Origin of the sequence: Caballeronia sp. SBC1, from assembly GCF_011493005.1 — a bacterium.
Classification (GTDB): Bacteria; Pseudomonadota; Gammaproteobacteria; order Burkholderiales; family Burkholderiaceae; genus Caballeronia.
The window spans coordinates 1,785,992-1,810,824 of record NZ_CP049156.1; the positions used below are offsets into that span (position 1 = coordinate 1,785,992).

At 60.9% G+C, this 24,833-nt stretch carries 24 protein-coding genes; 17 read left to right on the top strand and 7 right to left on the bottom strand.

The window, feature by feature from the left end; genetic code table 11:
* Positions 1-18 precede the first annotated feature (18 nt).
* Positions 19-639 (top strand): NAD(P)H:quinone oxidoreductase, encoded by a 621-nt coding sequence (wrbA, locus tag SBC1_RS07870; RefSeq protein ID WP_165090021.1) that lies wholly within the window; start codon positions 19-21, stop codon positions 637-639.
* A gap of 120 nt (positions 640-759) precedes the next feature.
* Here wrbA and SBC1_RS07875 read toward each other — a convergent pair whose 3' ends face one another.
* Positions 760-1,521 carry a GntR family transcriptional regulator gene (locus tag SBC1_RS07875; protein WP_165090026.1) on the bottom strand — a complete coding sequence of 254 codons (762 nt, stop codon included), beginning with the start codon at positions 1,519-1,521 and terminating at the stop codon, positions 760-762.
* 334 nt (positions 1,522-1,855) lie between these two features.
* Between SBC1_RS07875 and SBC1_RS07880 the strand changes: the two genes are divergently transcribed.
* Genes SBC1_RS07880 through SBC1_RS07905 form a run of 6 tightly spaced genes read left to right on the top strand, consistent with a single transcriptional unit; the run spans position 1,856 to position 6,634 of the window.
* Positions 1,856-2,590, top strand: a complete 735-nt coding sequence (locus SBC1_RS07880; RefSeq protein ID WP_165090031.1) for a succinate dehydrogenase/fumarate reductase iron-sulfur subunit — start codon at positions 1,856-1,858, stop codon at positions 2,588-2,590.
* Positions 2,587-2,931 carry a succinate dehydrogenase gene (locus SBC1_RS07885; protein WP_165090036.1) on the top strand — a complete coding sequence of 115 codons (345 nt, stop codon included), beginning with the start codon at positions 2,587-2,589 and terminating at the stop codon, positions 2,929-2,931. Before SBC1_RS07880 ends, SBC1_RS07885 begins: the two co-directional genes overlap by 4 nt.
* Positions 2,928-3,311, top strand: a complete 384-nt coding sequence (gene sdhC, locus SBC1_RS07890; RefSeq protein ID WP_165090041.1) for a succinate dehydrogenase, cytochrome b556 subunit — start codon at positions 2,928-2,930, stop codon at positions 3,309-3,311. The genes SBC1_RS07885 and sdhC overlap by 4 nt, the downstream gene beginning before the upstream one ends.
* Positions 3,312-3,352: 41 nt before the next feature.
* Positions 3,353-4,246, top strand: a complete 894-nt coding sequence (locus tag SBC1_RS07895; RefSeq protein WP_165090046.1) for a fumarate hydratase — start codon at positions 3,353-3,355, stop codon at positions 4,244-4,246.
* Positions 4,236-4,871: a fumarate hydratase C-terminal domain-containing protein gene (locus SBC1_RS07900; RefSeq protein WP_165090051.1), complete on the top strand. Its 636-nt coding sequence runs from the start codon at positions 4,236-4,238 to the stop codon at positions 4,869-4,871. The genes SBC1_RS07895 and SBC1_RS07900 overlap by 11 nt, the downstream gene beginning before the upstream one ends.
* Before the next feature lie 26 nt (positions 4,872-4,897).
* On the top strand, positions 4,898-6,634 hold the full coding sequence (locus SBC1_RS07905; RefSeq protein ID WP_165987546.1) for an L-aspartate oxidase: 1,737 nt from the start codon (positions 4,898-4,900) through the stop codon (positions 6,632-6,634).
* Here SBC1_RS07905 and SBC1_RS07910 read toward each other — a convergent pair.
* Genes SBC1_RS07910 through SBC1_RS07930 form a run of 5 tightly spaced genes read right to left on the bottom strand, consistent with a single transcriptional unit; the run spans position 6,565 to position 10,995 of the window.
* Complete coding sequence (locus SBC1_RS07910; protein WP_165090074.1) at positions 6,565-7,482, bottom strand: LysR substrate-binding domain-containing protein; 918 nt, start codon at positions 7,480-7,482, stop codon at positions 6,565-6,567. The two genes, SBC1_RS07905 and SBC1_RS07910, sit on opposite strands and share 70 nt — an antisense overlap.
* A 12-nt stretch (positions 7,483-7,494) precedes the next feature.
* Entirely contained in the window at positions 7,495-8,253 is a 759-nt protein-coding gene (locus SBC1_RS07915) for a sulfite exporter TauE/SafE family protein (protein ID WP_165090079.1), read from the bottom strand.
* Positions 8,254-8,275: 22 nt separating this feature from the next.
* Positions 8,276-9,184 carry an ABC transporter permease gene (locus SBC1_RS07920; RefSeq protein WP_165090083.1) on the bottom strand — a complete coding sequence of 303 codons (909 nt, stop codon included), beginning with the start codon at positions 9,182-9,184 and terminating at the stop codon, positions 8,276-8,278.
* Positions 9,177-9,974 (bottom strand): ABC transporter ATP-binding protein, encoded by a 798-nt coding sequence (locus tag SBC1_RS07925; RefSeq protein ID WP_165090086.1) that lies wholly within the window; start codon positions 9,972-9,974, stop codon positions 9,177-9,179. The genes SBC1_RS07920 and SBC1_RS07925 overlap by 8 nt, the downstream gene beginning before the upstream one ends.
* Before the next feature lies 1 nt (position 9,975).
* The gene (locus SBC1_RS07930) at positions 9,976-10,995 is read right to left on the bottom strand and encodes an ABC transporter substrate-binding protein (protein WP_165090093.1); all 1,020 of its coding nucleotides are present in this window, start codon (positions 10,993-10,995) and stop codon (positions 9,976-9,978) included.
* Positions 10,996-11,596: 601 nt separating this feature from the next.
* Here SBC1_RS07930 and SBC1_RS07935 point away from each other — a divergent pair.
* The 9 genes from SBC1_RS07935 (at position 11,597) to SBC1_RS07975 (ending at position 22,714) form a co-directional block, all read left to right on the top strand.
* Positions 11,597-11,941: a UxaA family hydrolase gene (locus SBC1_RS07935; protein ID WP_241202051.1), complete on the top strand. Its 345-nt coding sequence runs from the start codon at positions 11,597-11,599 to the stop codon at positions 11,939-11,941.
* Positions 11,942-12,040: 99 nt separating this feature from the next.
* Entirely contained in the window at positions 12,041-13,216 is a 1,176-nt protein-coding gene (locus SBC1_RS07940) for a UxaA family hydrolase (RefSeq protein ID WP_165987548.1), read from the top strand.
* 153 nt (positions 13,217-13,369) lie between these two features.
* Positions 13,370-14,701, top strand: coding sequence for a C4-dicarboxylate transporter DctA (dctA, locus tag SBC1_RS07945; RefSeq protein WP_165090120.1), 1,332 nt, complete (start codon positions 13,370-13,372; stop codon positions 14,699-14,701).
* The gene (locus SBC1_RS07950; protein ID WP_165090127.1) at positions 14,698-15,627 is read left to right on the top strand and encodes an NAD(P)-dependent oxidoreductase; all 930 of its coding nucleotides are present in this window, start codon (positions 14,698-14,700) and stop codon (positions 15,625-15,627) included. Before dctA ends, SBC1_RS07950 begins: the two co-directional genes overlap by 4 nt.
* 27 nt (positions 15,628-15,654) lie before the next feature.
* Entirely contained in the window at positions 15,655-16,650 is a 996-nt protein-coding gene (locus SBC1_RS07955) for an Ldh family oxidoreductase (RefSeq protein ID WP_165090131.1), read from the top strand.
* A gap of 127 nt (positions 16,651-16,777) precedes the next feature.
* Positions 16,778-19,708, top strand: coding sequence for a molybdopterin-dependent oxidoreductase (locus tag SBC1_RS07960; protein ID WP_165090135.1), 2,931 nt, complete (start codon positions 16,778-16,780; stop codon positions 19,706-19,708).
* A 27-nt stretch (positions 19,709-19,735) separates the two neighbouring features.
* Positions 19,736-20,479 carry a 4Fe-4S dicluster domain-containing protein gene (locus SBC1_RS07965; RefSeq protein WP_165090140.1) on the top strand — a complete coding sequence of 248 codons (744 nt, stop codon included), beginning with the start codon at positions 19,736-19,738 and terminating at the stop codon, positions 20,477-20,479.
* A gap of 11 nt (positions 20,480-20,490) precedes the next feature.
* Positions 20,491-21,441: a DmsC/YnfH family molybdoenzyme membrane anchor subunit gene (locus tag SBC1_RS07970; RefSeq protein WP_165090143.1), complete on the top strand. Its 951-nt coding sequence runs from the start codon at positions 20,491-20,493 to the stop codon at positions 21,439-21,441.
* 730 nt (positions 21,442-22,171) lie between these two features.
* Entirely contained in the window at positions 22,172-22,714 is a 543-nt protein-coding gene (locus SBC1_RS07975) for a lysozyme inhibitor LprI family protein (RefSeq protein ID WP_165987550.1), read from the top strand.
* A 237-nt stretch (positions 22,715-22,951) separates the two neighbouring features.
* Here SBC1_RS07975 and SBC1_RS07980 read toward each other — a convergent pair whose 3' ends face one another.
* Positions 22,952-23,185, bottom strand: a complete 234-nt coding sequence (locus tag SBC1_RS07980; RefSeq protein WP_165090149.1) for a hypothetical protein — start codon at positions 23,183-23,185, stop codon at positions 22,952-22,954.
* Between the two features lie 587 nt (positions 23,186-23,772).
* On the opposite strand from SBC1_RS07980, the gene SBC1_RS07985 reads away from it, so the two are divergent.
* A complete protein-coding gene (locus SBC1_RS07985) occupies positions 23,773-24,786 on the top strand; it encodes a flippase-like domain-containing protein (protein ID WP_165090154.1) in 1,014 nt (337 codons plus the stop codon).
* Positions 24,787-24,833: the final 47 nt, after the last annotated feature.

Genomic DNA, 24,833 nt, shown 5'->3' on the forward strand with positions numbered 1-24,833 from the left:
GACCCAGGAGAGAGAGCGATGACAGTCAAGGTCCAGGTGGTGTTCTACAGCATGTATGGGCACATTTATCAGATGGCGGAGGCCATTGCTGAGGGCGCACGCGAGGTGGCGGGCGCGGACGTTTCGATTCATCAGGTAGCCGAACTGATGTCCGACGAGGTGCTGGAAAAGAGCGGCGCCAAAGCGGCGCGGGCCGCCTTTGCACATATTCCCGTAGCGACTGTCGAGCAACTCGCGCAAGCCGATGCCATCATCTTCGGCACGCCCACGCGCTTTGGCAACATGTGCGCGCAGATGCGCAATTTTCTCGATCAGACCGGCAGCTTGTGGATGAGCGGCGGACTGATCGGCAAGGTGGGCAGTGTGTTCGCCAGCACCGCGAGCCAGCATGGCGGCCAGGAGACCACGATCACGAGTTTCCATACCACGCTGCTCCACCAGGGCATGATAATCGTAGGGGTGCCTTATTCCGAACAGGGCCTGCTCAAGATGGATGAAGTATCGGGCGGCACGCCTTATGGCGCAACGACCTTAGCCAAGGCCGACGGCTCGCGGCAGCCCAGCGAAAACGAACTCTCTATTGCACGATTCCAGGGCCGTCACGTGGCGCAGATCGCGGCGAAACTCGCTGCTAAGTAGTTCGGTTTGCTAACTGCTGTGCAGTAGGGGTATGGCGTCGCGCATCTCGCTCGCGAGATCGGCCGGTCAATGACAGGCCGGATCGCACGCGAGGGCTGAACTGCCGCTATGGGCGCGGGCTTACCCCTCCTGTTCCTCGCGCCCGGGTCGAGCGCCAATGTATTCGTAGTTCTCGGTGTTCAGCCGGGACACGCGAAGCTCGACCGCGCACCGATGATACGAGTACGCAATCCGCTGGATTTCCAGCAGCGGTGTGCCGGGGTCGAGGGACAGCTGCTCGCTTTCGAGTTCGTTCGCGAGCGCGACTCTCACACGTTCGTCCGTTTCGACCACGTTGATCGCAAACACGTCCTGATAGAAGTTGTAGAGCGTATTCGGACGATTGCGCAGCTTCGCTTCGGTCAGCCCCGGAAAACGTGCCTCCGGAACCGTGATGTGTTCGATCAGGACGGTCGCACCGTGCAGCGCAAGGCCGTTGGTAAACTGAAACACGCGTGCGCCGGTTTCTATGCCGAGCGCCACCGCGGTTTCGCGCGAGGCGCGCGCCTTGCGGAAATCGATGAGCGTAACAACGGGATACGCTTTCTCTCCGTCTCGCCTGACAATCCGGAAAAAGCGGAAAAAGTGGCGATCGCGCTGATGCATGGAGACGAACGTCCCCAAGCCCTGATGCCGGATCAGGATGTTCTCGGCGCAGAGTTCGTCGATCGCTTTGCGCAACGTGCCAATAGACACGCCGAATCGTTCGGCCAGGCGCTTTTCGGAAGGAATGCATTCGCCGCCTTTCCATTCGCCCGCCGAAAGCGCCATCAGGATGGCGCCCTTGACTTCCTTGTACCGCGTGCCGCCGAGCGACGGCGGAGTGATGGCGAGCGTGCTCATAAAAACCTCTGACATGCGCGAGTTGCGTCGAATTAAGTCCGTGATGTCCTTCCGTTCTTCCGTTTGGGACTCGCTCCAATTTTAAACGACAAACTCATATAGCACATATAGATGAGATGGTTTTTGTGTGTTTGTCGATACAGGGAATTCACCCTATGCGAGGTGGCCTGATTCCGCGCCATGCATGGTCACGCATCCTCACGCATCGTTCCGCGCAGGCCAAGAAACCCTTGTCCTCGAATGAAGAATTATTGGCTTTTCAAGGAGCCGAGCGTCGCTTTAATCTGACGATCAGCCCATATTCCAAAGCTAATTAATCAGGCGTTTATCCCCCATGCAGCCCTCCGTCAGCGACTCGCTGAGCGTGCGCGTCTGGCGCGGTGCCGAAGACGGCGCGTTCGAACCGTTCAAAGTCCCGCGCCGCGAAAGCCAGACCGTGCTCGATGTAGTGACGTTTATCCAGCGCAGTATCGACGCCACGCTGTCTTATCGCTTCGCGTGCCGTGTCGGTATGTGCGGTTCGTGCGCGATGACCGTGAACGGCCGTGCGCGCTGGACCTGCCGCACGCACGTCACGAAAGTGCTTCGCCATGCGGGCGACGTGCTCGAGATCGCGCCGCTGAACCACCTGCCGATCGTGAAGGATCTAGCGGTCGACATGACCACGTTCTTTGATAAATGGCGCGATGCAAAAGGCTATTTCGCGGGCAACCGCGACCGCAGCGCACCGCTTGAATTGATCGATCCCGCATCACGTGAACGGCAGGCCGCCGACGCGGGCATCGAGTGCATTGGTTGCGGCGTGTGTTACGCGAGTTGCGATGTGGTCGGATGGAAACCGGACTATCTTGGACCGGCAGCGCTAAACCGGGCATGGACGCTCGTGAACGACGTCCGAGACGTTCAGCAGGGCGTGCGCCACGAAGCGGTATCGAACGATGCGGGCTGCCACTCCTGCCATACGCTTGGTTCGTGTACCGAACGTTGTCCCAAAGCATTGGCACCAACCGCGAGCATTGCGGGCCTCAAGCGCGCGGGCCGCCAGACGCCGAAAGGAGGGACACGATGAACGTCACACTCAACGGATGGTGGCTGCAACGCATGTCCGCGATGGTGCTCACGCTCTGCGTCGCGGTGCATCTCGCGACCATGATCTGGGTGGTGCATGGCGGCCTGCGCGCAGCCGATGTGATCTCGCGCCTGCACGGCAACCTCGCGTGGGGCGCTTTCTACGCGGTCTTCGTGGTCGCGGCGTCCGTGCATGTGCCCGTGGGCTTGCGCCGTATCGCCGATGAATGGCTCAACTGGCGCGATGCGTGGGCCGGACGGGCCAGCGTGATCGTAGGCATCGCGCTGGCATTGGCGGGCCTGCGCGCGGTCTATGCGCTGATTGCGGGAACGCCGGCATGAGTACAAGTCACCGCGCCGTCACGCCAGGACGCAAGCTGGATTTCCGTGCGCGTAACCACCCCGCGTGGTGGGCGTTCCTGGTCCATCGCGTGTCTGGACTTGGGCTGGCGTTCTTCCTGCCCGCGCATTTCTGGGCGCTCGGCACGGCGCTGCATGGCGCTGCGCCGTTCGACTCTTTCCTGGCCGTCACGCGCGCGCCCGCATTCGTGTTTGCGGAGTGGGGCCTCGTCACGTTGCTGGCGGCTCACCTGATCGGCGGCGTACGGCTGTTGCTGATCGAATTTCGTCCGTGGAGCGGCTTGCGCAAGGATCTGATCGCGGCGACGGTAGGCGGCGCCTTTGTGATTGGAATGGCGTTTGCGCTGTCACTGACGCTGTAAGACTGACGCATGTACGCATGCGTGCTTTTGAAGAGGTATCCATGGAAACGACAACGGATTTCACGGTCGATTATGCGTTGATCGAAGAGATCGCGAAAACGCTTTATATCCGCTCGCTGAAGCAACTTCCGCCTGACATCAAGGAGGGCATCGCGAAGCTCGAAGCTGGAGAACGCAACGATACCGCGCGGCGCGTGCTTGGCACGATGCGTCAGAACATTGTCGTCGCGGAGCAGGCTGACAACCTGTTGTGCCAGGACACCGGGATCCCGATCTACAACGTAACTATCGGGCAGGGCGTGCAGTTCGACGGCATGCGTCTGAAGGCCGCAATTCGCCGCGGTTGCGAGCGCGCGACACATGAACATCCGCTGCGTTCATCGGTTGTTCATCCGCTCACGCGGCATAACGAGCAGAGTTCGTGCGGCGCGGAAGTGCCCGTGATCCACGTCGATTTCGACGATACCCCGGAGACGCTGTCCATCGAGATGATCCCGAAGGGAAGCGGCTCGGAGAACAACTCGTTTCTTCGCATGGCGATTCCAGCGGAAGGGGTCGACGCCATCCGGCGCTTCGTGATCGACTGTGTGGTCGACGCAGGCGGTAAGACCTGCCCGCCGACGATTGTCGGCGTGGGAATCGGCGGCACGTCCGACCTGTGCGTGGCGCTCGCGAAGCGCGCGGCTACGCGGCCGCTCGGCACGCATTGCCACGATGAACACGGTGCGGCGCTCGAGCGCCAGTTGTCGGCTGCCGTCAATCAGTTGGGTGTCGGGCCGCAAGGACTTGGCGGCGACGCGACGGCATTCGCGGTTCACATCGAGCTGGCTGCCACACACATCACGATGAACCCTGTTGCAGTGAACATGCAATGCCATTCGGCACGGCGGGCGCGTGCAACCGTGAACGCTCAGGGAGTCGGCTATGGCTACTGACACGCTGCCGACCGGCACGCATTACACGCTCGACATGCCGGTGAGCGAAGAACAGATTCGTGCATTACGCATAGGCGACACGGTCACACTCAACACCACGCTGTTTGGTATCCGCGATGCCACGCAGATCCATATGTTCGACCACAAGCGCACGACCCGGTTCGATTTGCGCGGCCATGCCGTGATCCATACCGCGCCGAACGTGCGACGGGTTGAGGTGTCTGCACAGAACCCGGCGGGGTACGAACCGGTCTGCGTCGGCACGACCACTTCCGCACGCATGGAGCGCTTTACCGCGCCGCTGATGCAAACGTATGGTGTACGGATCGTGATCGGCAAGGGCGGTCTTGGAGCGGCATCGAGTGCGGCGTTTGTCGAGTTCGGCGGGGTATATCTCGCGATAGTCGGTGGCACGGCGGCGCTCGAGACTACGTGGATTGAACAGATAGAGGACGTGGACCTGGACGACCTCAATCCCGAATCGCTCTGGCGCTTCAGGATTCGCGACTTCGGCCCGCTGCTCGTCGCCATGGATAGCCACGGCGGCAGTCTCTATACGGCGGTCCAGCAGAACACGAAAACGCAGCGTGACGCGGTGCTCGCGTCGCTCGGCATCCGAACCTGAACATTTAGCATCACGAATCAAAGCCCATGAAACAGCTCGATACCGACATCCTCATCCTGGGCAGCGGCGGCGCTGGCCTCTTCGCCGCGCTGCACGCGCAGGCCGCGGCGCCGCAATTGCGCATCACCGTGGCCGTGAAAGGGCTGCTCGGCAAGTGCGGATGTACGCGCATGGTGCAAGGCGGTTACAACGTCGCGCTCGCGCCGGGGGATTCTATCGAGCGGCATTTCATGGACACGATCGAGGGCGGGAAGTGGCTCTCGAACCAGGATCTTGCGTGGATGCTGGTGACGGGCGCCATCGAGAGAATTCGCGAACTCGAAAACGAGCTGGGCTGTTTCTTCGATCGCAATCCCGACGGCTCCGTGAGGCAAAAAGCATTCGCCGGGCAGACCTTCGACCGCACCGTGCACAAGGGCGACCAGACCGGTATCGAGATCATCAACCGCCTGGCGGAACAGGTATGGGCGCGGGGTATCGACAGGCTGGAGGAGCATCGGGCCGTGGAGTTCATCCACAGCCGCGACGGCAAGTCGCTTGCCGGTGTGCTCATGATCGACATGCGCAGCGGCGAGTTCGTGTTCGTGCGCGCGAAGGCCGTGCTGCTAGGAACGGGTGGCGGTCCGACCATGTATCGATACCACACGCCCAGCGGTGATAAAAGCTGCGACGGCATGGCAATGGCATTGCGCGCCGGTCTCACGCTGCGTGACATGGAGATGGTGCAGTTCCATCCCACGGGGCTGCTTGCCGGCGCGCATACGCGTATGACAGGCACCGTGCTCGAAGAGGGTTTGCGTGGCGCAGGCGGTTACCTGCTCACCGGTGCGGGCGAGCGTTTCATGCACGCGTACGACTCGCGCGGAGAGCGCGCGACACGCGACGTGGTGTCGCGAAGCATCTTCCGTGAACTGCGCGCCGGACACGCTACGCCCAACGGCGGCGTTTATCTGCAGATGCATCACCTCGGCGCCGATAGCGTGCGCAAGCGCTTCAAGGGCATGGTCGAGCGTTGCGAGGATTGCGGTTTCGATCTCGCGGGAGGTCTGGTCGAAGTCGTGCCGACGGCGCACTACATGATGGGCGGTGTCGTCTTCGAGCCAAGCTGCGCGACCACGTTGACTGGGCTCTTTGTAGCGGGTGAAGACGCGGGCGGTGTGCACGGCGCGAACCGGCTGGGCGGCAACGGCGTGGCTAATTCGACCGTGTTCGGCGGTATCGCGGGCGACACGCTCGCGCGCTGGGTGCCGCAGCATGCTGACTACGCTGACATTGATACAGACGCGGTCAACGCAGCGATTGCCCGTTGCAACCGTCCGCTGAACCAACCACGGGGCGACCTTGAGGCCATCCGCGATGCACTCTCAGAACTCATGTGGAACGATGTCGGCATTTTGCGCGATGCAAAAAGACTTCAGCGCGCGAAGCAGCAACTCGTTGAGCTTGAAGCGCAACTTGACCGCACCGGAATCGATGGCCGCGACTTGCGTTTCAACCTCTCATGGCACGACTGGATGAACCTGCGCAACCTGATCCTCGTGAGTCGCGCGATCACCGAATCCGCGTTGATGCGCGAGAACTCGCGAGGTGCGCATTATCGTGAAGATTTTCCGGAGGCGGGCGCGCTGGAGACGTCCGAATACATGTGCGTCCGGCTTGAGGGCAACACGTTCGCCACCAGCCGAGAACGCGTTCAGTTCACGCGGGTTCGGCCGGGGGAGTCGCTGATTGAAGAAGAGAGTTCGGCGGTATCGATGAAATGACGCTTCACTGCATCGGTGAATGCTTGCCGGGGATGATCGCGCCGTTCAAGCAAACCGACGTGACGCGGCGTGATTTGCTCGGGGAGCGGCGTGACACGCAAGCCGGACTCGCGGGTCCAGTTCGCGTTGGCAAGCAGGGGCACGATCGATACGCCAAAGCCGCGCCGCACCATCTCCGAGATGGCCTCTATCGAGTTGAGCTCCATGATTTCATCGCGGGCAAAACCGAGTTGCCGAAGGGCATTGTCGACAAGGACGCCGGTCCACGTATGGCGGTCGAAGCGGATGAAGGGTTCTTCAAGCAGCGCTTCGATTGAAGCGTCCGGATCATTGGCGGATGAGATGAAAACCATCGGTTCGCTGTACAGCACCGTCCACTTCAACGCGGCCGGTAACGCAGCGGGTGATTGCGTGACGATAGCCGCATCGAGTTCGCCGTTCTCCACGCGCGCTGCAAAGTCGCTCGACAAACCCGTGAACAGTTTCAGATCCAGACGCGGATAGCGTTGCTTGAGTTTGAGCATGGCATCGGCGAATGCGCCCATCAGCGAGGAGACGAGGGCGCCAACCCGCACGGTGCCCGACAGTTCGCCGGCGTTACCCGTTGCGAGAATCTGCCGATAGTTTGCCACCAGTGTTTCCGCCAGCGGCAGCACTGCGCGGCCCTGCGCGCTGAGGGATACGGAGCGCGCGGCGCGATCGAAGAGAACCAGATCGAGATCGCGCTCGAGCGAACGCATTTGCAAGCCGACAGCGGCTTGCGTGAGACAGACTTCGTCGGCGGCGGCAGCGAACGAACCGTGCTTCGCCACTGAGAGAAACGTCACGAAATACCGGATTGCGCTCACGACGACTCCCTTTCACTGCAGTGCATGCCGCAGCGACGAACCGAGCAGCGCCACGCCCGACGCGAGCAGCAAGACAAAAAGCATGCGGCGAAACGCGTGCTCCGAGAGGCGCAAATAAAGCCGCGACCCGAGCCACGCGAACAGCAACGACGAAGGCATCATCCACGCGAACAGCATAAGCGTCTCAGCAGAGATGAGTCCGTTCACGCTGTACATGACAAGCGTCAGCGTCTGCATCACGATGAAGAACGTCTGGCAGATCGCGCGTTGCGAATCCTTCGGGTAACCCCGCAACATGCACCATACCGTGGGCGCCGGACCCACGAGACCGGCTATTCCCCCAAGGATGCCGCCGATTACGCCGATGCCGCCGTCCGCGAGCATGCTGCGGGTTGCGCTGATAGTGATCGTCGGCAGATTCGCCGCCAGCAGCATCAGGCCGCAATACACGATCAGCAGCACACCCACCCCCAACCGAAACACAACGGGGTCGAGCCAGGGCAACAACGCCGCCCCAATAGGCACGCCAATCAGCCCGCCCGCTAGCATGGGTGCGATCAGCTTCACACGGATGCTGCGCCGCACGGTCCCGACCGTCAGCACCTGCCCTCCAAGCGAACCGACCACGAGCATCGGCCCGATCATTTGCGGTGGTAGCGTCCACGCCCAGAAGACCATCGCGACAAGCCCGAATGCAAAACCGGCCAGGCCCGAGACGAAGCCCGCGATCGCGCTCCCTCCAATCACCAGGAACACGAGGTTGGCGGTCAATGCGCGGCGCTCCGGAATCGCATCAGGACTGCATGCCCCAGCGCTGCACCGTATGGCGTTCCAGTACCCGGAAGATCAGATTCTCGACGGCAAGCCCGATCAGGATCACCGTAAAAAGCCCGGCGAAGACGTTGGCGATATCGAGCATATTCTTGTTCTCATAGATGAACCATCCGAGCCCGCCCGAGCCCGCACTCACGCCAAACACGAGCTCGGCTGCGATCAACGTGCGCCACGCAAACGCCCAGCCGATCTTCAGGCCAGTCAGGATGCTCGGGAACGCCGCGGGCACGAGAATCTGCAGCACATAGCGGCCGCCGCGCAAACCGTAGTTCCTGCCGACCATCTTGAGCGTGTTGCTGACCGAGAGAAAGCCTGAATGTGTGTTCAGCGCCACCGACCACGTGACTGAATGCACCAGTACGAAAATGAGGCTGCCATTGCCCAGGCCGAACCAGATCAGCGCGAGCGGAAGCAACGCAATCGCGGGCAGCGGATTCAGCATGGACGTCATGGTCTCTAGAAAATCGGTGCCGATGCGCGAAGTGATTGCGGCCGCAGTGAGGGCAGCGGCGAGCACGATCCCGCAGGCATAACCGATCAGCAATACATGGATCGATGCCCACGCCTTGCCCGGCAACTCGCCGCTTGCAATGCTCCTGAAGAACGCTTCAATGGTCGCGCTAAAGGTGGGAAACAGCAGCGGATTGTTCAGCCAGCGACCGTAGATCTCCCAGATACCCGCCAGCAGCACGAGAATCATCAGCTTGCGAATCCATGCCTGGTTGTAGAGCCGTTCGAACAGCGACAGCGGCTTTTCCACCACGCTGAATTCGCGCGTTTCAGCCGGCTCGCGGACCACTTCGGAGCGTGGCACGACCGCCGCCTGTTTGCGATGACCGGAACCGCCGTGCGTGAGCATGTCAGACATTTTCGGCCCTCTCTATTTCGTCTTCGAACAGCATGTGCTGGATGCGCTTTTCAAGCGCAATGGCGGCTTCGGGCGTTGCGGCGGTTTCCAGTTCCGCCTTGACCTGACCGGGGTGAGGCGAGAGCAGCAAGATCCTGCTGCCGACCTTGATAGCCTCGGGAATGGAGTGCGTGACGAACAGCACGGTGAAGCGCGTTTCATCCCAAAGCGCGAGGAGTTCGTCCTGCATCTTGCGTCGCGTGAGGGCGTCGAGCGCGGCGAACGGTTCGTCCATCAGAAGAATGTCCGGTTCCATTGCCATCCCGCGCGCAATCGCAACGCGCTGCTTCATGCCGCCCGATAGCGTATGCGGATAGCTGTCGGCGAACGCGGAGAGATTGACCTTGTCGATGTAATGCATCGCACGGTCCTCTATCTCCTTGCCATTGAGCCGACGAGACGCCTGCAACGGAAACATCACGTTCTGCCGCACGGTTTTCCACGGCAGCAACTGGTCGAATTCCTGGAACACCATCATCCGGTCTGGCCCCGGACGCGTGACCGTCTTGCCCTTCAGCGAGATCGTGCCTTCAGTGGGCGCGAGATATCCGCCGACACTCTTGAGCAACGTCGACTTGCCGCAGCCGGACGGCCCGAGCAGGACGAACCGGTCGCCGCGAAACACTTCGAAGTCCACACGATACGTGGCCATCACGAGTGTCTTTGGCGTCTTGTACTGGAGTGTGACGCCGCGTACCGCGAGCAGCGGCGAGGTGTCGGGGTAGGGGGCGGTATCTGGCGCAGCGCGCATGTCAGCTTCCTTGCAGGGATTGAGTGACGGGAAAAAACATGTCCTTCCACGATTGCGGTTTGGACTTGATAAGTCCCGTGCGCGCCATGAAGTCGGCGTATTTAATGGTGTTCTGGGGGACCGTGGTGAAGGACACGTCGGGCGAGGAAATCATCTTCTCCACTTCATCCACCGTGCTTTTTTCCTTCGATATCCGCAGGTACGCAACCGCCGCCGCATGCTTGTCCCGGTTGATCCACGCTTCCGATTCATTGAGTGCATCCATGAACGCTTTTACGAGTTTCGGGTTCTCGTTATAAAAGCGTGCCGTGCACCAGACCAGGTTGAAGCTCGACTTGCCGCCGAGCACGTCATAGGAGTTGAGCACGGTATGCACGTTCGGTTTTTGCAGCTCCTGTTCCTGGAACGGCGGCGAGCCGAAGTGCGCTGTGACTTCGCTGCTGCCCGACATCAACGCCTGCTGCGCGTCCGGGTGAGAGAGCGAGACCGTGTACTTGTCGAGTTGCCCCTGATTGCCCGTACCGAACGCTTTTTCCGCAGCCATTTGCAGCGTGATTGCCTGGATGGATACCTTGGCCGCCGGCAGCGCGATCTTGTCCTGACCTGTGAAGTCCTTGAGGGTCTTCACTTTTGCATTGGTCGTATTTAACAGCAGCGGCATGGAGTTGATCGCCGCCAACGCCTTCACTTCGACCGGCGTTCCCTGCGTGCGCGACCACAACAACACAAGCGGCGCAACGCCTCCCGAGGCGATCTGCAGCGAGTTGGAGAGCAGGGCGTCGTTCATCACGTTGCCGCCCGCGAACTCCACCCATGAGACCTTGAGGCCGGTGATACCGGCTTGCGCGGCATGTTTTTCGAAGAGCTTCTGGTCCTGCATGATCATGAGCGGCAGATAACTGACCCCGTATTGCCGCGCGATCTTCACTTCGCTCAGTTCCGCGCGGGCAGTCCCTGTCGCGAGCGTGGCAGAGAGCGCGCACGCTACGCCGATCATTCGAAAGAATCTTTTCACGTTCATTGCTGACGACCCTGTGGGTTGTGAAAGCGCCAGTCAGGCGCGCAAGCAAAGCGGGAGTCAAGACGTAATCAAGGCGCTACTCAAGACGCGAGCGGACGGCCTTTCATTCGCGGAGGATGGTTGATCGCACAGAGGATCTGAAGCGGACCGAACGTGATGACTGATGACGCGCGGGTGCGAAAGCAGCCCACGGATGAAGGGACAGGTGCAAGCGTCATGCGTGTCTCCTGTTGCCGGTCGTGTCTCTTGGAGCGCATGTCTTGAGCTCAATGCACGCCCGCTTTTTCGCTCATTCCGGTCACATGTTTCTTGTGCGTCCGGAACCGTACTACGGAACAGATCAAAACCCTGTGTTATTTAGGTCATCTGTATGAGTTCGAAGTCTATGCGATGAATTCCGTGAAAGCAAATTGGGGGAAACGCGGCATTTATCCGACCCCTTTTGAAAAAGCGTGTACTAATGGAAAACACTCATCCAACACATATAGATGACCTAGTTGACATCGATATATCTGCCGCCTAATATCGATTCAACGCAGCGTACTTGGCTCGCTGCCCGCGCGGGACGCACACCGCTTTCAACACACGAACGGAGACGCTAATGAGCAATCCCACGGCAGACATCAACAGCACGGCAGAGGCGGGTACAGCGCCCGAGCGCACGACTATTCATATCGTGTTGCATGAGGCGAAAGACACAGTCGGCGTGGCTGTTGTCGAGGGCATCAAGGCGGGAACGCAGCTCAACGCGTGGATCATGGACGACGATGAAATTGTGACGTTCCCGGCCAAGCAGGACATTCCTATCGGCCATAAGGTCGCGCTAAAGGACATGGCTGTCGGCGACACGGTCTTCAAGTACGGCGTAGATATAGGCAAGGTGGTCGCACCCATCAGCGCCGGCGAACACGCTCATGTGCACAACATCAAGACCAAGCGCTGGTAGCCGGCCGGCACGCGCCACGCCGATGCGTGACATTGCCCGATCTTATTCCCGGAATTGAACCGGGCTGAACCAAACGACGAACCGAACGAGAGACACACCATGAGCGTGATTGACCTGGATACGATTTTCCGCGGCTATCGTCGCGACAATGGCCGCGTCGGCGTGCGCAACCACGTGATCATCCTGCCGGTCGACGACCTGTCGAACTCGGCGGCGCTGGCGGTCGAGAACAACATCAAGGGCACGATGGCGCTGCCCCATCCGTATGGGCGCCTGCAGTTTGGTGCCGACCTCGACCTGCATTTCCGCACGCTGATTGGCGCCGGCAGCAATCCGAACGTCGCGGCGGTGGTCGTGATCGGTATTGAGGAAGGCTGGACCAAGCGAGTGGTGGATGGCATTGCCAAGACGGGCAAGCCGGTGATGGGCTTCGGCATTGAACTGCATGGTGACCACGACACCGTCATGCGGGCGTCGAAAGCGGCGAAGGAGATGGTGCAGTACGCAACCGCGCTTCATAGAGAGGAATGTCCGATCTCGGATCTGTGGGTGTCCACCAAGTGCGGCGAGTCGGACACCACTTCCGGCTGCGGCTCGAACCCTACCGTGGGCAATGCTTTCGACAAGCTATACGGTCTCGGCACCACCCTCGTGTTCGGCGAGACCTCCGAACTGACAGGCGGTGAGCAGATCGTGGCCGCGCGTTGCGCCAACGACGGCGTGCGCGAGCGCTTCCAGTTCATGTTCGACCGCTATCAGGACATGATCAACCGCTGGAAAACGGACGATCTTTCCGAGTCGCAGCCGACCAAGGGCAACATTGCGGGCGGCCTGACGACCATCGAGGAAAAGGCGCTCGGCAATATCCAGAAGATCGGCAAGAAGTGCATGGTGGACGGCGTGCTCGACAAAGCGGAGGAGCCAACACATCCGGGCCTCTGGTTCATGGACTCATCGTCGGCGGCAGCAGAAATGGTGACGCTGTGCGCGGCGTCGGGCTTCGCGGTGCACTTCTTCCCGACGGGCCAAGGCAACGTGATCGGCAATCCGATCGTACCTGTCATCAAGATCTGCGCGAACCCGCGTACAGTGCGTACGATGAGCGAGCATATCGACGTGGATGTGTCGGGTATTCTGCAGCGCGAGCAGAATCTCGACCAAAGCGGCGACAAGCTGCTCGAATGCATGCTCGCTACCGTGAACGGCCGCTTCACGTCGGCGGAAGCGCTCGGGCATCGCGAGTTCGTACTGACCCGGTTGTTCGAAAGCGCCTGAGGATCAAGCGGCGGGGTCTGTGCGGGATCTGACCAGACAGTGAACCCCGGCGCGCGCCGGCACGGAGAAGGCACACGCCACCCGTGCCGGCACACCCATGCCGCAAAGGCGCCGGCTCGACATGTAGCGGCAGCGAGTGGAGGAGACACCATCTTGCGCGTGCTGAAACATCTATACGTGCAAGTCCTGATCGGACTTGCGGCCGGCGTCGTTGTCGGTTATTTCGCGCCTTCGTTCGGCGTGGAAATGAAGCCGCTCGGCGACACCTTCATCCGTCTCATCAAGATGCTGATCACGCTCGTGATCTTCTGCACGGTCTCCGTCGGCATCGCGCGAATGGAAAGCCTCAAGCAGGTGGGCCGCGTCGGTTTCAAGACGTTGCTCTACTTCGAGGTGATGACCACCATTGCACTGGTGATCGGGCTGGTCGTGGCGAACGTGCTGCACCCCGGCGCGGGTCTGAACATTGATCCGGCCACGCTCGATCCCCATGCGATCTCTCACTATGTAGCGGACGCGCATGCGGCATCGTCGAGTTTCTTCGAATTGATCGTGCCCAACTCGGTAGTGGGTGCATTCGCGCGCGGTGATCTCCTGCAGGTGCTGTTGTTCTCGGTGCTCTTCGGCATTGCGCTCTCAATCATGTCGCAGCGCAGCCGGCTGCTGATGCGCGGGATCGAGCAATTCGGCGAAGCGCTCATGAGCATCGTCGGCATGATCATGCGGCTTGCACCGCTCGGCGCATTCGGCGCGATCGCATTCACGGTCGGCAAATACGGCATTTCGACCTTGCAGCAACTCGGGCTGCTTATCCTCTGCTTCTATGTCACCAGCATCCTGTTCATTGCCATCGTGCTGGGTGCCGCCGCGCAGTGGGCAGGCGTCGGGCTGTGGCCGTTGCTCAAGTATTTCCGCGAGGAACTACTGATCGTGCTCGGCACGTCCACCACGGAATCCGTGTTGCCGCGTCTGATGGAAAAGCTCGAACGCATGGGCTGCCCGAAGGCCATTGTCGGGCTCGTGCTGCCGACGGGGTATTCATTCAACCTCGACGGCGCGGCGATTTATCTCACGATGACATCGCTCTTCATCGCTCAGGCGACGAACACGCACCTCACGCTGATGCAGCAAATCGGCTTGCTGGCAATCCTTATGCTGACGTCCAAAGGCGGTGCGGGCGTAGCGGGTGCGGCGCTGGTTGCGCTGACAGCAACGCTTTCCACGCACAACATCATTCCGGTAGCGGGCATCACGCTGATACTGGGCGTCGACCGGGTGCTCAACGAAGTTCGCGCAATCACCAACATGATCGGCAATGTGGTGGCAGCGCTCGTGGTGGCACGCTGGGAGGGCGCGTTCGATGCACGTGCTGCGTGCGAGTTTCTTGCCGCGCCAAGCGAACGTCAGGCAGATCCCGTTGGGCCGAGCCAGGAAGAAATACGTCTTCCCGCGTCGGCTCAATTGATGGAAAAGGCGGCCGAATGAAGAAGATCGTCATCAGTGAGTTCATGGACGAAGCAGCAGTCGATACATTAAGACAGCGCTTCCAGGTCCGCTACGATGCCACGCTCGTCGATCATCCCGAGCGCCTTGCCGCCGATCTTGCAGATGCGCACGCGTTGATCGTGAGGAACCGCACGCAGGTTTCGGCGGAGCTGCTGCAAATAGCGGCGCATCTGAGCGTCGTGGGCCGGCTCGGCGTTGGGCTCGACAACATCGACATGTCCGCATGCGCCGCGCGCAACGTGGCCGTCTTCCCCGCGACGGGCGCTAACGCGCAAGCAGTCGCGGAGTACGTGATTGCTGCCACGCTCATGCTATTGCGCGGCGTGTACCTGCGCAGCGCTGATGTCGCCGCGGGCGAGTGGCCGCGTCAGGTGCTATCCAATGGTCGCGAGGCGGCAGGAAGCGTGTTGGCGGTGATCGGCTTTGGTGGTATCGGCCAGCTTGTGGCGCGGCTTGCGCGGGGCCTTGGCATAACGGTGGTCGGCTATGATCCGCAGCAGCCCGCGGACGCGCCATGCTGGCACGAAACCGGCGCGCGCTGCATGGCGCTTGATGAAGCACTCGCCGCCGCCGATGCCGTCACGCTGCATGTCCCGCTGACCGATGCCACGCGCAACCTGCTCGACACCACGCGCATCGGCCTGCTGAAACCCGGCGCGATCGTGATCAATACGGCGCGGGGCGGTACCATCGATGAAAGCGCACTCGCTGCTGCACTGCAAGAGAAACGGCTCGCCGGCGCCGCGCTCGATGTCTTCGCCGATGAACCCCTGCGCGCCGGTTCGCCTCTTGCGGCCGCGCCGAACCTGATCCTCACGCCGCATATTGCGGGGCTGACGGTGCAATCGAACGAACGCGTGAGTTCGCTCGTAGCGGCACGGGTCGCGGCTGCGCTTACAGAGTGAATATCCACAATCTCAAAGGAATGATCGATGGCCCGACTGCTTCCCGAGGCGCTCACCGCGCTTGCTGTTGACTCGCTGCTTGCCGCCGGCGCGCTGCCCGCGACCGCGCAATCGACAGCCCGTGCGCTTGTTTATGCTGACCAGCGCGGGTTGTCGTCGCATGGCGTATCGCGTCTGCCGATGTATTGTGCGCAACTCAGGAACGGCCGCGTTGATCCTTTGGCGCGACCGGGCATCGTTTCGGATCGCGGCGCGGCCGTGCTGGTCGACGGCGCGGATGGGCTCGCCTATCCCGCCTGCGATCTCGCGATCAGCGCGTTGATTGAACGCGCGCGGCAGTTCGGCAGTGCGGTGGCGGGCGTCAGGCGCAGCCATCATTTCGGCGTCGGCGCGGCGCATTTGCAGGCGCTCGGCGCGGCGGGCATGGTCGGTCTCGCGTTCAGCAACTCGCCGGCGGCCATGCCCGCGTGGGGCGGCCGGCGCGCGCTCTTCGGCACCAACCCCATTGCCGCCGTCTTCCCGCGCCGTCAAGGGGAACCGCTGGTGATCGACCTCGCGCTCTCGCAGATTGCGCGCGGCAAGATTGCCATTGCCGCCCGTGACGGCAAGCCGATTCCTGAAGGCTGGGCGACCACCCGCGACGGCCACCCGACGACCGATGCCCGGGCTGCCCTCGATGGCATGATGCTGCCGTTCGGCGGGGCGAAGGGCGCGATGCTGGCGCTGGTTGTCGAGTTGCTGGCGGCGGCGCTGACCGGCGCGAACTTCGGTTACGAAGCCGGTTCGTTCCTGACGGAGGAGGGCGAGCGTTCGCGTATTGGTCATTTATTCTGGGCGATCGATCCGGGCGCGCTGGCCGGTGACGACACCTATCTCTCGCGCGTGGAAACGCTGATTGAAATGATGCTCATGGACGACGATGTCCGGCTTCCCGGCTACCGGAGAGAACGTCTTGCCGAAGCGTCGGAGCAGGAAGGCGTTGATGTTCCCGACGCACTGGTCGCGCAACTGAAGGCAAATTGAAACCATCAGCGTAGCGGATAGTTCCTCTCACAAATGGCGATTTCCCTTTAGAACCGGCGGCGATTAGGATGGTCAGGATTGGATCGGTAGCGCCTGGACATACCAGAAGCAGCGAGGGAGACCCAGCATGGAACATCACGCACGCACGCAGGACGAGCGGCTCGAGATCAAGACGACCACTTGCTACATGTGCGCTTGTCGCTGTGGCATTCGCGTGCATTTACGCGAAGGCGAAGTGCGTTATATCGATGGCAACCCGGAACACCCGCTCAACCAGGGCGTGATCTGCGCGAAGGGGGCGTCGGGCATCATGAAGCAGTATTCGCCCGCCCGGCTCACGCAGCCATTGATGCGCCGAGCGGACGCCGAGCGTGGCAGCGCGCAGTTCGAACCGGTCTCGTGGGAAGTCGCCTTCGATATCCTCGAAAAACGCCTTGCCGGAATCCGCGCCACCGACCCAAAGAAGTTCGCGCTCTTTACCGGCCGCGATCAGATGCAGGCGCTCACAGGCCTCTTCGCCAAACAGTTCGGTACGCCTAACTATGCGGCTCACGGCGGTTTTTGTTCGGCGAACATGGCGGCCGGCATGATCTACACGATCGGCGGCTCGTTCTGGGAATTCGGCGGTCCCGATCTCGACAGCGCCAAGCTGTTCTTCATGATCGGGACGGCGGAGGATCATCATTCCAATCCGCTGAAGATCGCCATCTCGAAGTTCAAGCGCGGAGGCGGACGCTTTATCGCGATCAATCCCATACGCACCGGTTACGCCGCCATTGCCGACGAATGGGTACCGATCAAGCCCGGCACCGACGGCGCGCTGTTCATGGCGTTTCTCCACGAGCTAATTGCTGCCGACGCCTGGGACCACGAGTTCGTGCAGCGCTATACGAACGCAGCCGACCTCGTTGACCTCAACGAAGAGAGCGAGAACTTCGGCCTGTTCGTGAGCGACCCGGATACACCCGCGGGCAATCCGCTATTTCCGCAAAATCATGCATGGTGGGATACCGAAGCGGCGCGCGCCGTGCCACATCATTCACCGGGGGTGACACCCGCGCTCGACGGCCGCTATACGCTCGGGGACGGCACGCCCGTTGCGCCGTCGTTCACGCTGCTGCGTGAGCGCGTGGCGGATTGCACGCCCGAGTGGGCGGCTGATATTACGGGCATTCCCGCCGCCACCATCCGCCGTCTCGCGCAGGAGATGATCCAGACGAGCCGCGATCACCGGATCACACTGCCCATTCGCTGGACCGACGCGTGGGGCGAGACGCACGAAACCGTCACCGGCAACCCCGTCGCGTTTCATGCCATGCGCGGGCTCGCTGCGCACTCCAACGGCTTCCAGTCGATCCGTGCGCTCGCGGTGCTGATGTCGCTGCTGGGCACTATCGACCGGCCCGGCGGCTTTCGACATAAATCGCCGTTTCCGCGTGCCGTGCCGCCATCGGCGAAACCGCCGAACAGCCCCGACGCCGTCAAGCCGAACACGCCGCTCGCGACCGGACCGCTGGGCTGGCCCGCGGCGCCGGAAGATCTTTTCATCGATGAAAACGGCGGCCCCGTTCGCATTGATAAAGCGTTCTCGTGGGAGTACCCGCTTGCCGTGCATGGTGTGATGCATAGCGTGATCACCAACGCGTGGCGAGGGGATCCGTACCCAATCGATACGTTGATGATTTTCATGGCCAACATGGCCTGGAACTCGTCGATGAATACGACGAAGGTGCGCGAGATGCTCGTCGACAAACACGCGAACGGTGACTACAAGATTCCGTTTCTCGTGGTGTGCGACGCGTTCCAGTCGGAGATGACGGCGTTCGCCGACCTCATCCTGCCGGACACGACTTACCTTGAGCGCCACGACGCGATGTCGATGCTCGATCGCCCGATCTCCGAGTTCGATGGTCCTGCCGATTCCGTGCGCGTACCGGTTGTGCCGCCTTCGGGCGAATGCAAGCCGTTCCAGGAAGTGTTGATCGAACTGGCGTCGCGGCTGAAGTTTCCGGCCTTTACAACGGCGGAAGGCACGAGGCGCTATCGTGACTATCCTGACTTTGTCGTCAATTTCACGACTACACCTGATTCTGGAGTGGGTTTCCTGATTGGATGGCGTGGCAAAGACGGCGATAAGGCGCTGGTCGGCGAGCCGAATCCGAAGCAGTGGGAGCAGTACGCGAAGAACAACTGCGTGTTCCATTATGTGATGCCGGAAGACTTGCAGTACATGCGCAACTGCAATGGGCCGTATCTGGACTGGGCGGTGAAAAACGGTTTTCGCAAGTTCCGCGAACCCATCGTCATCCAGCTTTATTCCGATGTCATGCAGAAGTTTCGTCTCGCGGCGCAAGGGCGAACGAAAGGGCGGCAGCCTCCCGATCACTTGCGCGAGCGCGTCGAAAAATACTTCGATCCGCTGCCGTTCTGGTACGCGCCGCTTGAGAGCAATTCGACCGACCTTGAGCGTTTCCCGCTCGCCGCTGTGACGCAACGGCCGATGGCGATGTATCACTCATGGGACTCGCAGAATGCGTGGCTGCGTCAGATCCATGGCGAGAATTATCTCTACATGAATCCGTTGATGGCGGCTGAGAAAGGCATTGCGGACGGCGGCTGGATTTATGTTGAGTCGCAATGGGGCCGCGTGCGCTGCATGGCTCGCTTCAGTGAAACGGTTGAGCCGGGGACGGTGTGGACCTGGAATGCGATCGGGAAGGCGTCGGGTGCATGGAGCCTCGGCCCGGACGCAAACGAATCGCAACGTGGTTTCCTGCTCAATCACCTGATCACTGACGAATTGCCCGGCACGGATGAAGCGGACCAAGCCGCCGGACGTGTCTCGAACTCGGACCCGGTGACAGGGCAGGCTGCGTGGTATGACGTGCGCGTGCGGATCTATCCGGCTGAGGCCGACGCGCAGCACACGCTGCCGCAGTTCGACGCCATGCGTGCGCTGCCGGGTTCAAACGGTGTGATATCGCGGATCGTGCAGACCTACTTCGCAGGGCAAGGCGAATTTGCGGCACGGCTGCGCGGCGCAGTAGGGCGCAAGTAGCGACTACAAGAAGCAAGGGGGTATGCAATGACTCAGATGGCGCTGGTGATCGACCTGAACGTTTGCGTGGGATGCCACGCTTGCGTGACGAGTTGCAAGGAGTGGAATACTTCGGGCGAGTCGGGCAGTCTTGCCGACCTGAATCCCTACGACGCTGATCCGTCCGGCACGTTCTTCAATCGTGTCCAGAGCTTCGAGGCGGGCAGTTATCCGAACGCCGAGACCATCCATTTTCCCAAGTCATGCCTGCACTGCGAGGACCCGCCGTGCGTGCCGGTGTGTCCAACCGGTGCGAGCTATAAGCGCAAGGAAGACGGGCTCGTGCTGGTGGACTTCGATAAATGCATCGGCTGCAAGTACTGCGCGTGGGCGTGTCCGTACGGTGCACGCGAACTCGACGAAGAGCGCAAGGAGATGACGAAGTGCACCTTGTGCGTGGATCGTATCCATGACGAAAACCTCTCTGAGCGAGATCGACAACCTGCGTGCGTGCTCGCGTGTCCGACCTCTGCAAGATTGTTCGGGGACATTCACGATCCCGAATCCGTGGTGTCGAAGGCGATCAAGGAACGCGGCGGTTATCAGTTGATGCCTGAATGGGACACGAAGCCCGCGAACCACTATTTGCCGCGTAAGACGACGTCGGCTTCGGGCTGCGGGGAAGGCGCGTGCTCATGCAAGACGGCTTCCGCTGAGTCCATGCCGCAAACGGTGGACGCGCAACTTGAGCGTGGGCAATTGCATCTTGCGTCGATCGCGACGCGCATCTAAAGGACTCCGCAATGAACCCCGCTTTCTCAGTTGTCTTTCTCACCACGCTAAGCGGCGCGGCGCAGGGCCTGCTGATCGCGCTTGTCGGCGTGGAGGCAGCCGCGCATCTCGGTCTTCTCGCAGCGCCGTCAACGGCGTTCTATGTCACGGGTGCGGCGTTGTCGGTGGTGCTTGGCGGACTCGGTCTCATCGCATCGTTCTTCCATCTCGGGCATCCTGAACGCGCGTGGCGGGCGGTCGCCATGTGGCGAACCTCGTGGTTGTCGCGTGAATGCCTCTGTCTGCCGGCGTTTCTCGCATGCGCGTTTTTCTACGGCGTCGCGCACTGGTTCGGCTCGCCGTGGTCGCTCGCAATAGGGGCGCTTGGTGTGCTCGCGAGCGCCGCGCTGTTCGTTTGCTCGGCCATGATCTATGCATGCTTGCGCTTCCTGCAGGAGTGGGCCACGCCGCTCACGCTGGCCAACTTCGTCCTGCTTGGCTGTGCGTCCGGGTTCACGCTGGTCACCGCTTTAAGCGCATGGTTCGCGCCCGCACTCACAGTGGGTCTTGCCGCCTGCGCGTGCGTGCTGACGCTTGCGGGTTGCGCGAGCCGGTCGGCATCGCTCGTGCGCAATGCACGACTGCGGCCCAAGTCCACCGTGCAGAGCGCGACGGGGATCAAGAACGCCAAGGTCGTGCAGGTATCGCGCGGCTTCACTGCCGGCGCATTCAATCTGCGCGAGTTCTTTCACGGTAAATCGGCGGGCACGCTGCGCGGGATCAAGTGGGGATTTCTTGCGACGGCGTTCGTTGCTCCCATTGTGCTGATGGCATTGGGCGCAGGCGTGCATTCGGTCGGCATCTCGGTCGCGCTGTTGGCCGCGGCGTGTCTCGTGCAGTACGCAGGCCTGGTGGCGGAACGATGGTTCTTCTTCGCCGAGGCGAAGCATCCGCAGAACCTGTATTACGCGCGAGTGGGATGACGAGCGAGATGGCGCCCGGCTTAGTGGTGGAGGCGCGGTCGTACCGCGCACGATCGACTCGATCGGCAGGCATTGGCAGGCGCCACGTTGACGCTCGCGGAAATTTCGCTGTCACGCACATACTCCTGCTGGATGGCGGTGCATTCGGTGATCTCGCGTGGGTGGACCAGGCCGCTCCAGCGTGGAAGCCAGGCGTTCGAGCAGTTGCTACAAGGCTTTATAGGGTCGAGAAAAGTGATCTTGTTGCGGGAGTAGCGCGGCGCCGGTTGCCGTGGGTCTGATACAAGACAAAAAAGGCCGTACGCGTGCCTGAAAATAACGATCCACGGCCGACCACTACAGCGGAGCAGATCGCTCCCGGAGCAACAAGTATTCAGTTGCTTCCTTCAGAACCATGCATGCGCAACGATCGGCGGGATGTTGAACCGCTGGATCATTTTGTGCGCTCAAACCACGCGTGAAATATTGCGTAAGGCCTTGAGAAGGTCGCCTCCTTTTCGATCGGTTCATTCGCTCGAAAACTAGGATCATCCCCTTAACGAACTCAGCCGTCAGGCATGCGCCCAAGGAACGTTCTTGTATAGGCGATGGCGGACCGCGCTTGGGGCAGACAGGCATCGGAAACTAAGCGATGAAACGTGAACATTCACGCGTCATCAGAAGTGCTTCCGGGGGGCAGCGTGCGACCGTTTCGTTCCGAGGCCACTGCTGAAAAGGCTGAGCCGGGCGAATGGCAGGCATCGTGTTCGATCAGCGCAACTTCAACGATGGATCAACGGGGGCAGGTATGACAAGGTCAGGAAAATTGGAATCGAAGCTGTTCAACGTGAGGCGTGCTACCGGGACCGCCACGCTTGCATTACTGCTGTTGGGCGGAGGCTTTTCCGGATCCGCGCAGGCCGCGAGCTTCCATTGCGGCAAGAAGGTCTCAAGCTCGGAAAAGCTCGTTTGCAACGACCCCGAACTGTCGTCTCTCGACGACAAGCTGGCGATCGCCTACAAGCGCGCGAAAGACGTTACGCCCGATACTGCAGCGTTTGAGGACGACCGCGTCAAGCAGTGGCAATGGCGTCAACACAACTGCAAGGACAAGGCCTGCGTGACCAACTGGTACAACCGTCGCATCAGTGAGCTCGACGCGGACTTCGATCAGGGAACCGAGAACCAGGTTACCGTGCTTAAAGCCAGCCTCGCTGAGCAAAATCTGGCGCCCCCGGCTCAAGCCGCCGTGTTGAGGATAAAAGGCGACGCAGGTTCCTTGTCGATGCAATAGCGTGCGGACGCTGCTTGTCTAATGAGGGTTTCTTGTGCGGAGGTCTTTGCGCAGGACTCCCCGAACTGGCAGCGACTACCCTGAGCGCGTAGTGCCCGCCTTATGGTGGTTGATCTGGCTGGGGCCGAACTAACGAATCATTGGGTATCGGCCCCGGCATGCCTCGCGCGAATTCGCTACGACTTGGCGGAGGATGTCGCCAGGCAAGCGACATCCGAGTAGTAGCCTGTTGTTAGTTTACTTGGTCTGTGGTTGTTCAAACGGTGACCGTGGCAAGGGCTCGCCATCTACGAATGCCGTGGCGCTGCGCACAGCAAATTCGAAGGCACAGTCACGATTGGCGAACTGTCCAAGATTGCCAAGAGAGGTCGCTTCGCCATCCTCCTCCAGGATGGAAACGCGTGCGAGAAACGTGTTGCCTAGTCTTGTTACCGACGGTTGAATAGCCGCGCCATGGTGATAAAAGACCATCGCATCTCCTTTCATTGATTGCCGAGCTTAGATAACTGTAGCGCTGCCATTAGTCGAATCAAAATATTATTTTTTGCTCCGGGCACATAATTAAAAGCAGAAGCCCTGTACCTGGACGATGGGCGCGCACGCCCCGATGCACTACGTGCGAGCGTGCTGAAGGTGGCGTTGCTATGGTGAAGTGGGCACATAAAAACGTTCGAGCGGGGAGCCTCATAAAGCTACCCGGGTCTGGCGACCATTATGTGACGCGAGTGTTTTTACGCTGACGTAAGTATGAGGACCGCCTCGACGAGCGGCACCGTTGGGTGCCGAGATGCATCGCAGCGTGTTTGACATTATTGTGTTGCAGAATCAGGGTGCGACCGCAACTGGTGAGCGGTTAGACAGCGCGAGGTTGTCTTGAGTCGCACGTGCACAGGTAATATGACGCTGCATTAAGGATCATCCAATCGAATGCATATTCTTCGGCCTCTCATGGTTCAGTTCGTGACCGACGACCCGATCGCGCTGTCGGCGCCATCTGAATCCTTCATCTCGAACATATCGAACCCTAATGCACAGCGGCAAGTTTTCAGGCGGTCCCGGTGACCGGCGCTCACACACGTAACGTCGCAATCCTGCTTGCTTTGCTTGGGGTCGGTCTCTCAATGGGCGTGCCTTTCATATTGGGCTCCCACTCTTTGTTTGCTGGCCTTCGAACCATCCCGGTAGACGTATTCCTGGTGCTCGCTGCAAGCGCCGCCGTGAGCGCGCTAGCGAAAGCCGGCAAGCTGCAGCTCATGCAAACCACGCTTGGCTTGCGCCTTCCTTTCATGCGTACGTTTGCGATCACCCTCGTGACCGATTTGGCCTTTCTGGTGTCTCCGCTGGGAGCGGCGGGGTACGGAGTCAATATCGGTTTGCTGCAGCGCGCCGGGGCGTCGTGGGCGATCGCCACCACGGTGGTGGGCGCCGACCAGGCACTCGACCTGACGTTCTTCGGGGTTGCGGTCCCCATCGCACTTTTGTTCTCCATCGGCCCGCTGGCTCATTTGCTTCCGAAAGTGAGTTTATCCACGGTCGCGGCAACGCTGGCAGGTCTCGCAATCGTGATGGGCGCTCTTTGGATGTGCCGCCGATATGTCGCGCGTGCACTCGACGCGGCGGGCCATCTTGTTCCATGGCTCAGGGCCCGGCGGTCCCGCTGGGACAAGTTTCGCCGCAGCGTGCACCAGCAGTGGCGGCTGCTCATCACAGGCCCTCGTGACCGGTTCGTCGCACTGTTGCTGCTGACCACGCTGCAGTGGCTGCTTCGCTATAGCGCCTTATGGTTCATCTTGCTGGAACTCGGGTACCGTTTGCCGCTCGGATTTGTCCTCGCGGTGCAGGCGGTGGTATTGCATGCGGCGCTCTGGACCGGCGTACCCGCAGGTGGGGGCGGTGGCGATCTGGCGCTTGCAGCTGCGTTCGCGGCCTGGGTTCCGAGGGGAACCATGGCGACGGCGCTGGTGCTTTGGCGATTCGCGACGCTCTATTGCCCGCTGATGCTGGGCGCAGTGGGTTTTCTCGCGCTTGCATGGCGTCGTCGTGCGGCCATGCCTGCTCCCGCTCGTGACTGACGCTTTGAAGTGATGCCTAGACTGAACCTTTCAACGGAACCCTTCGA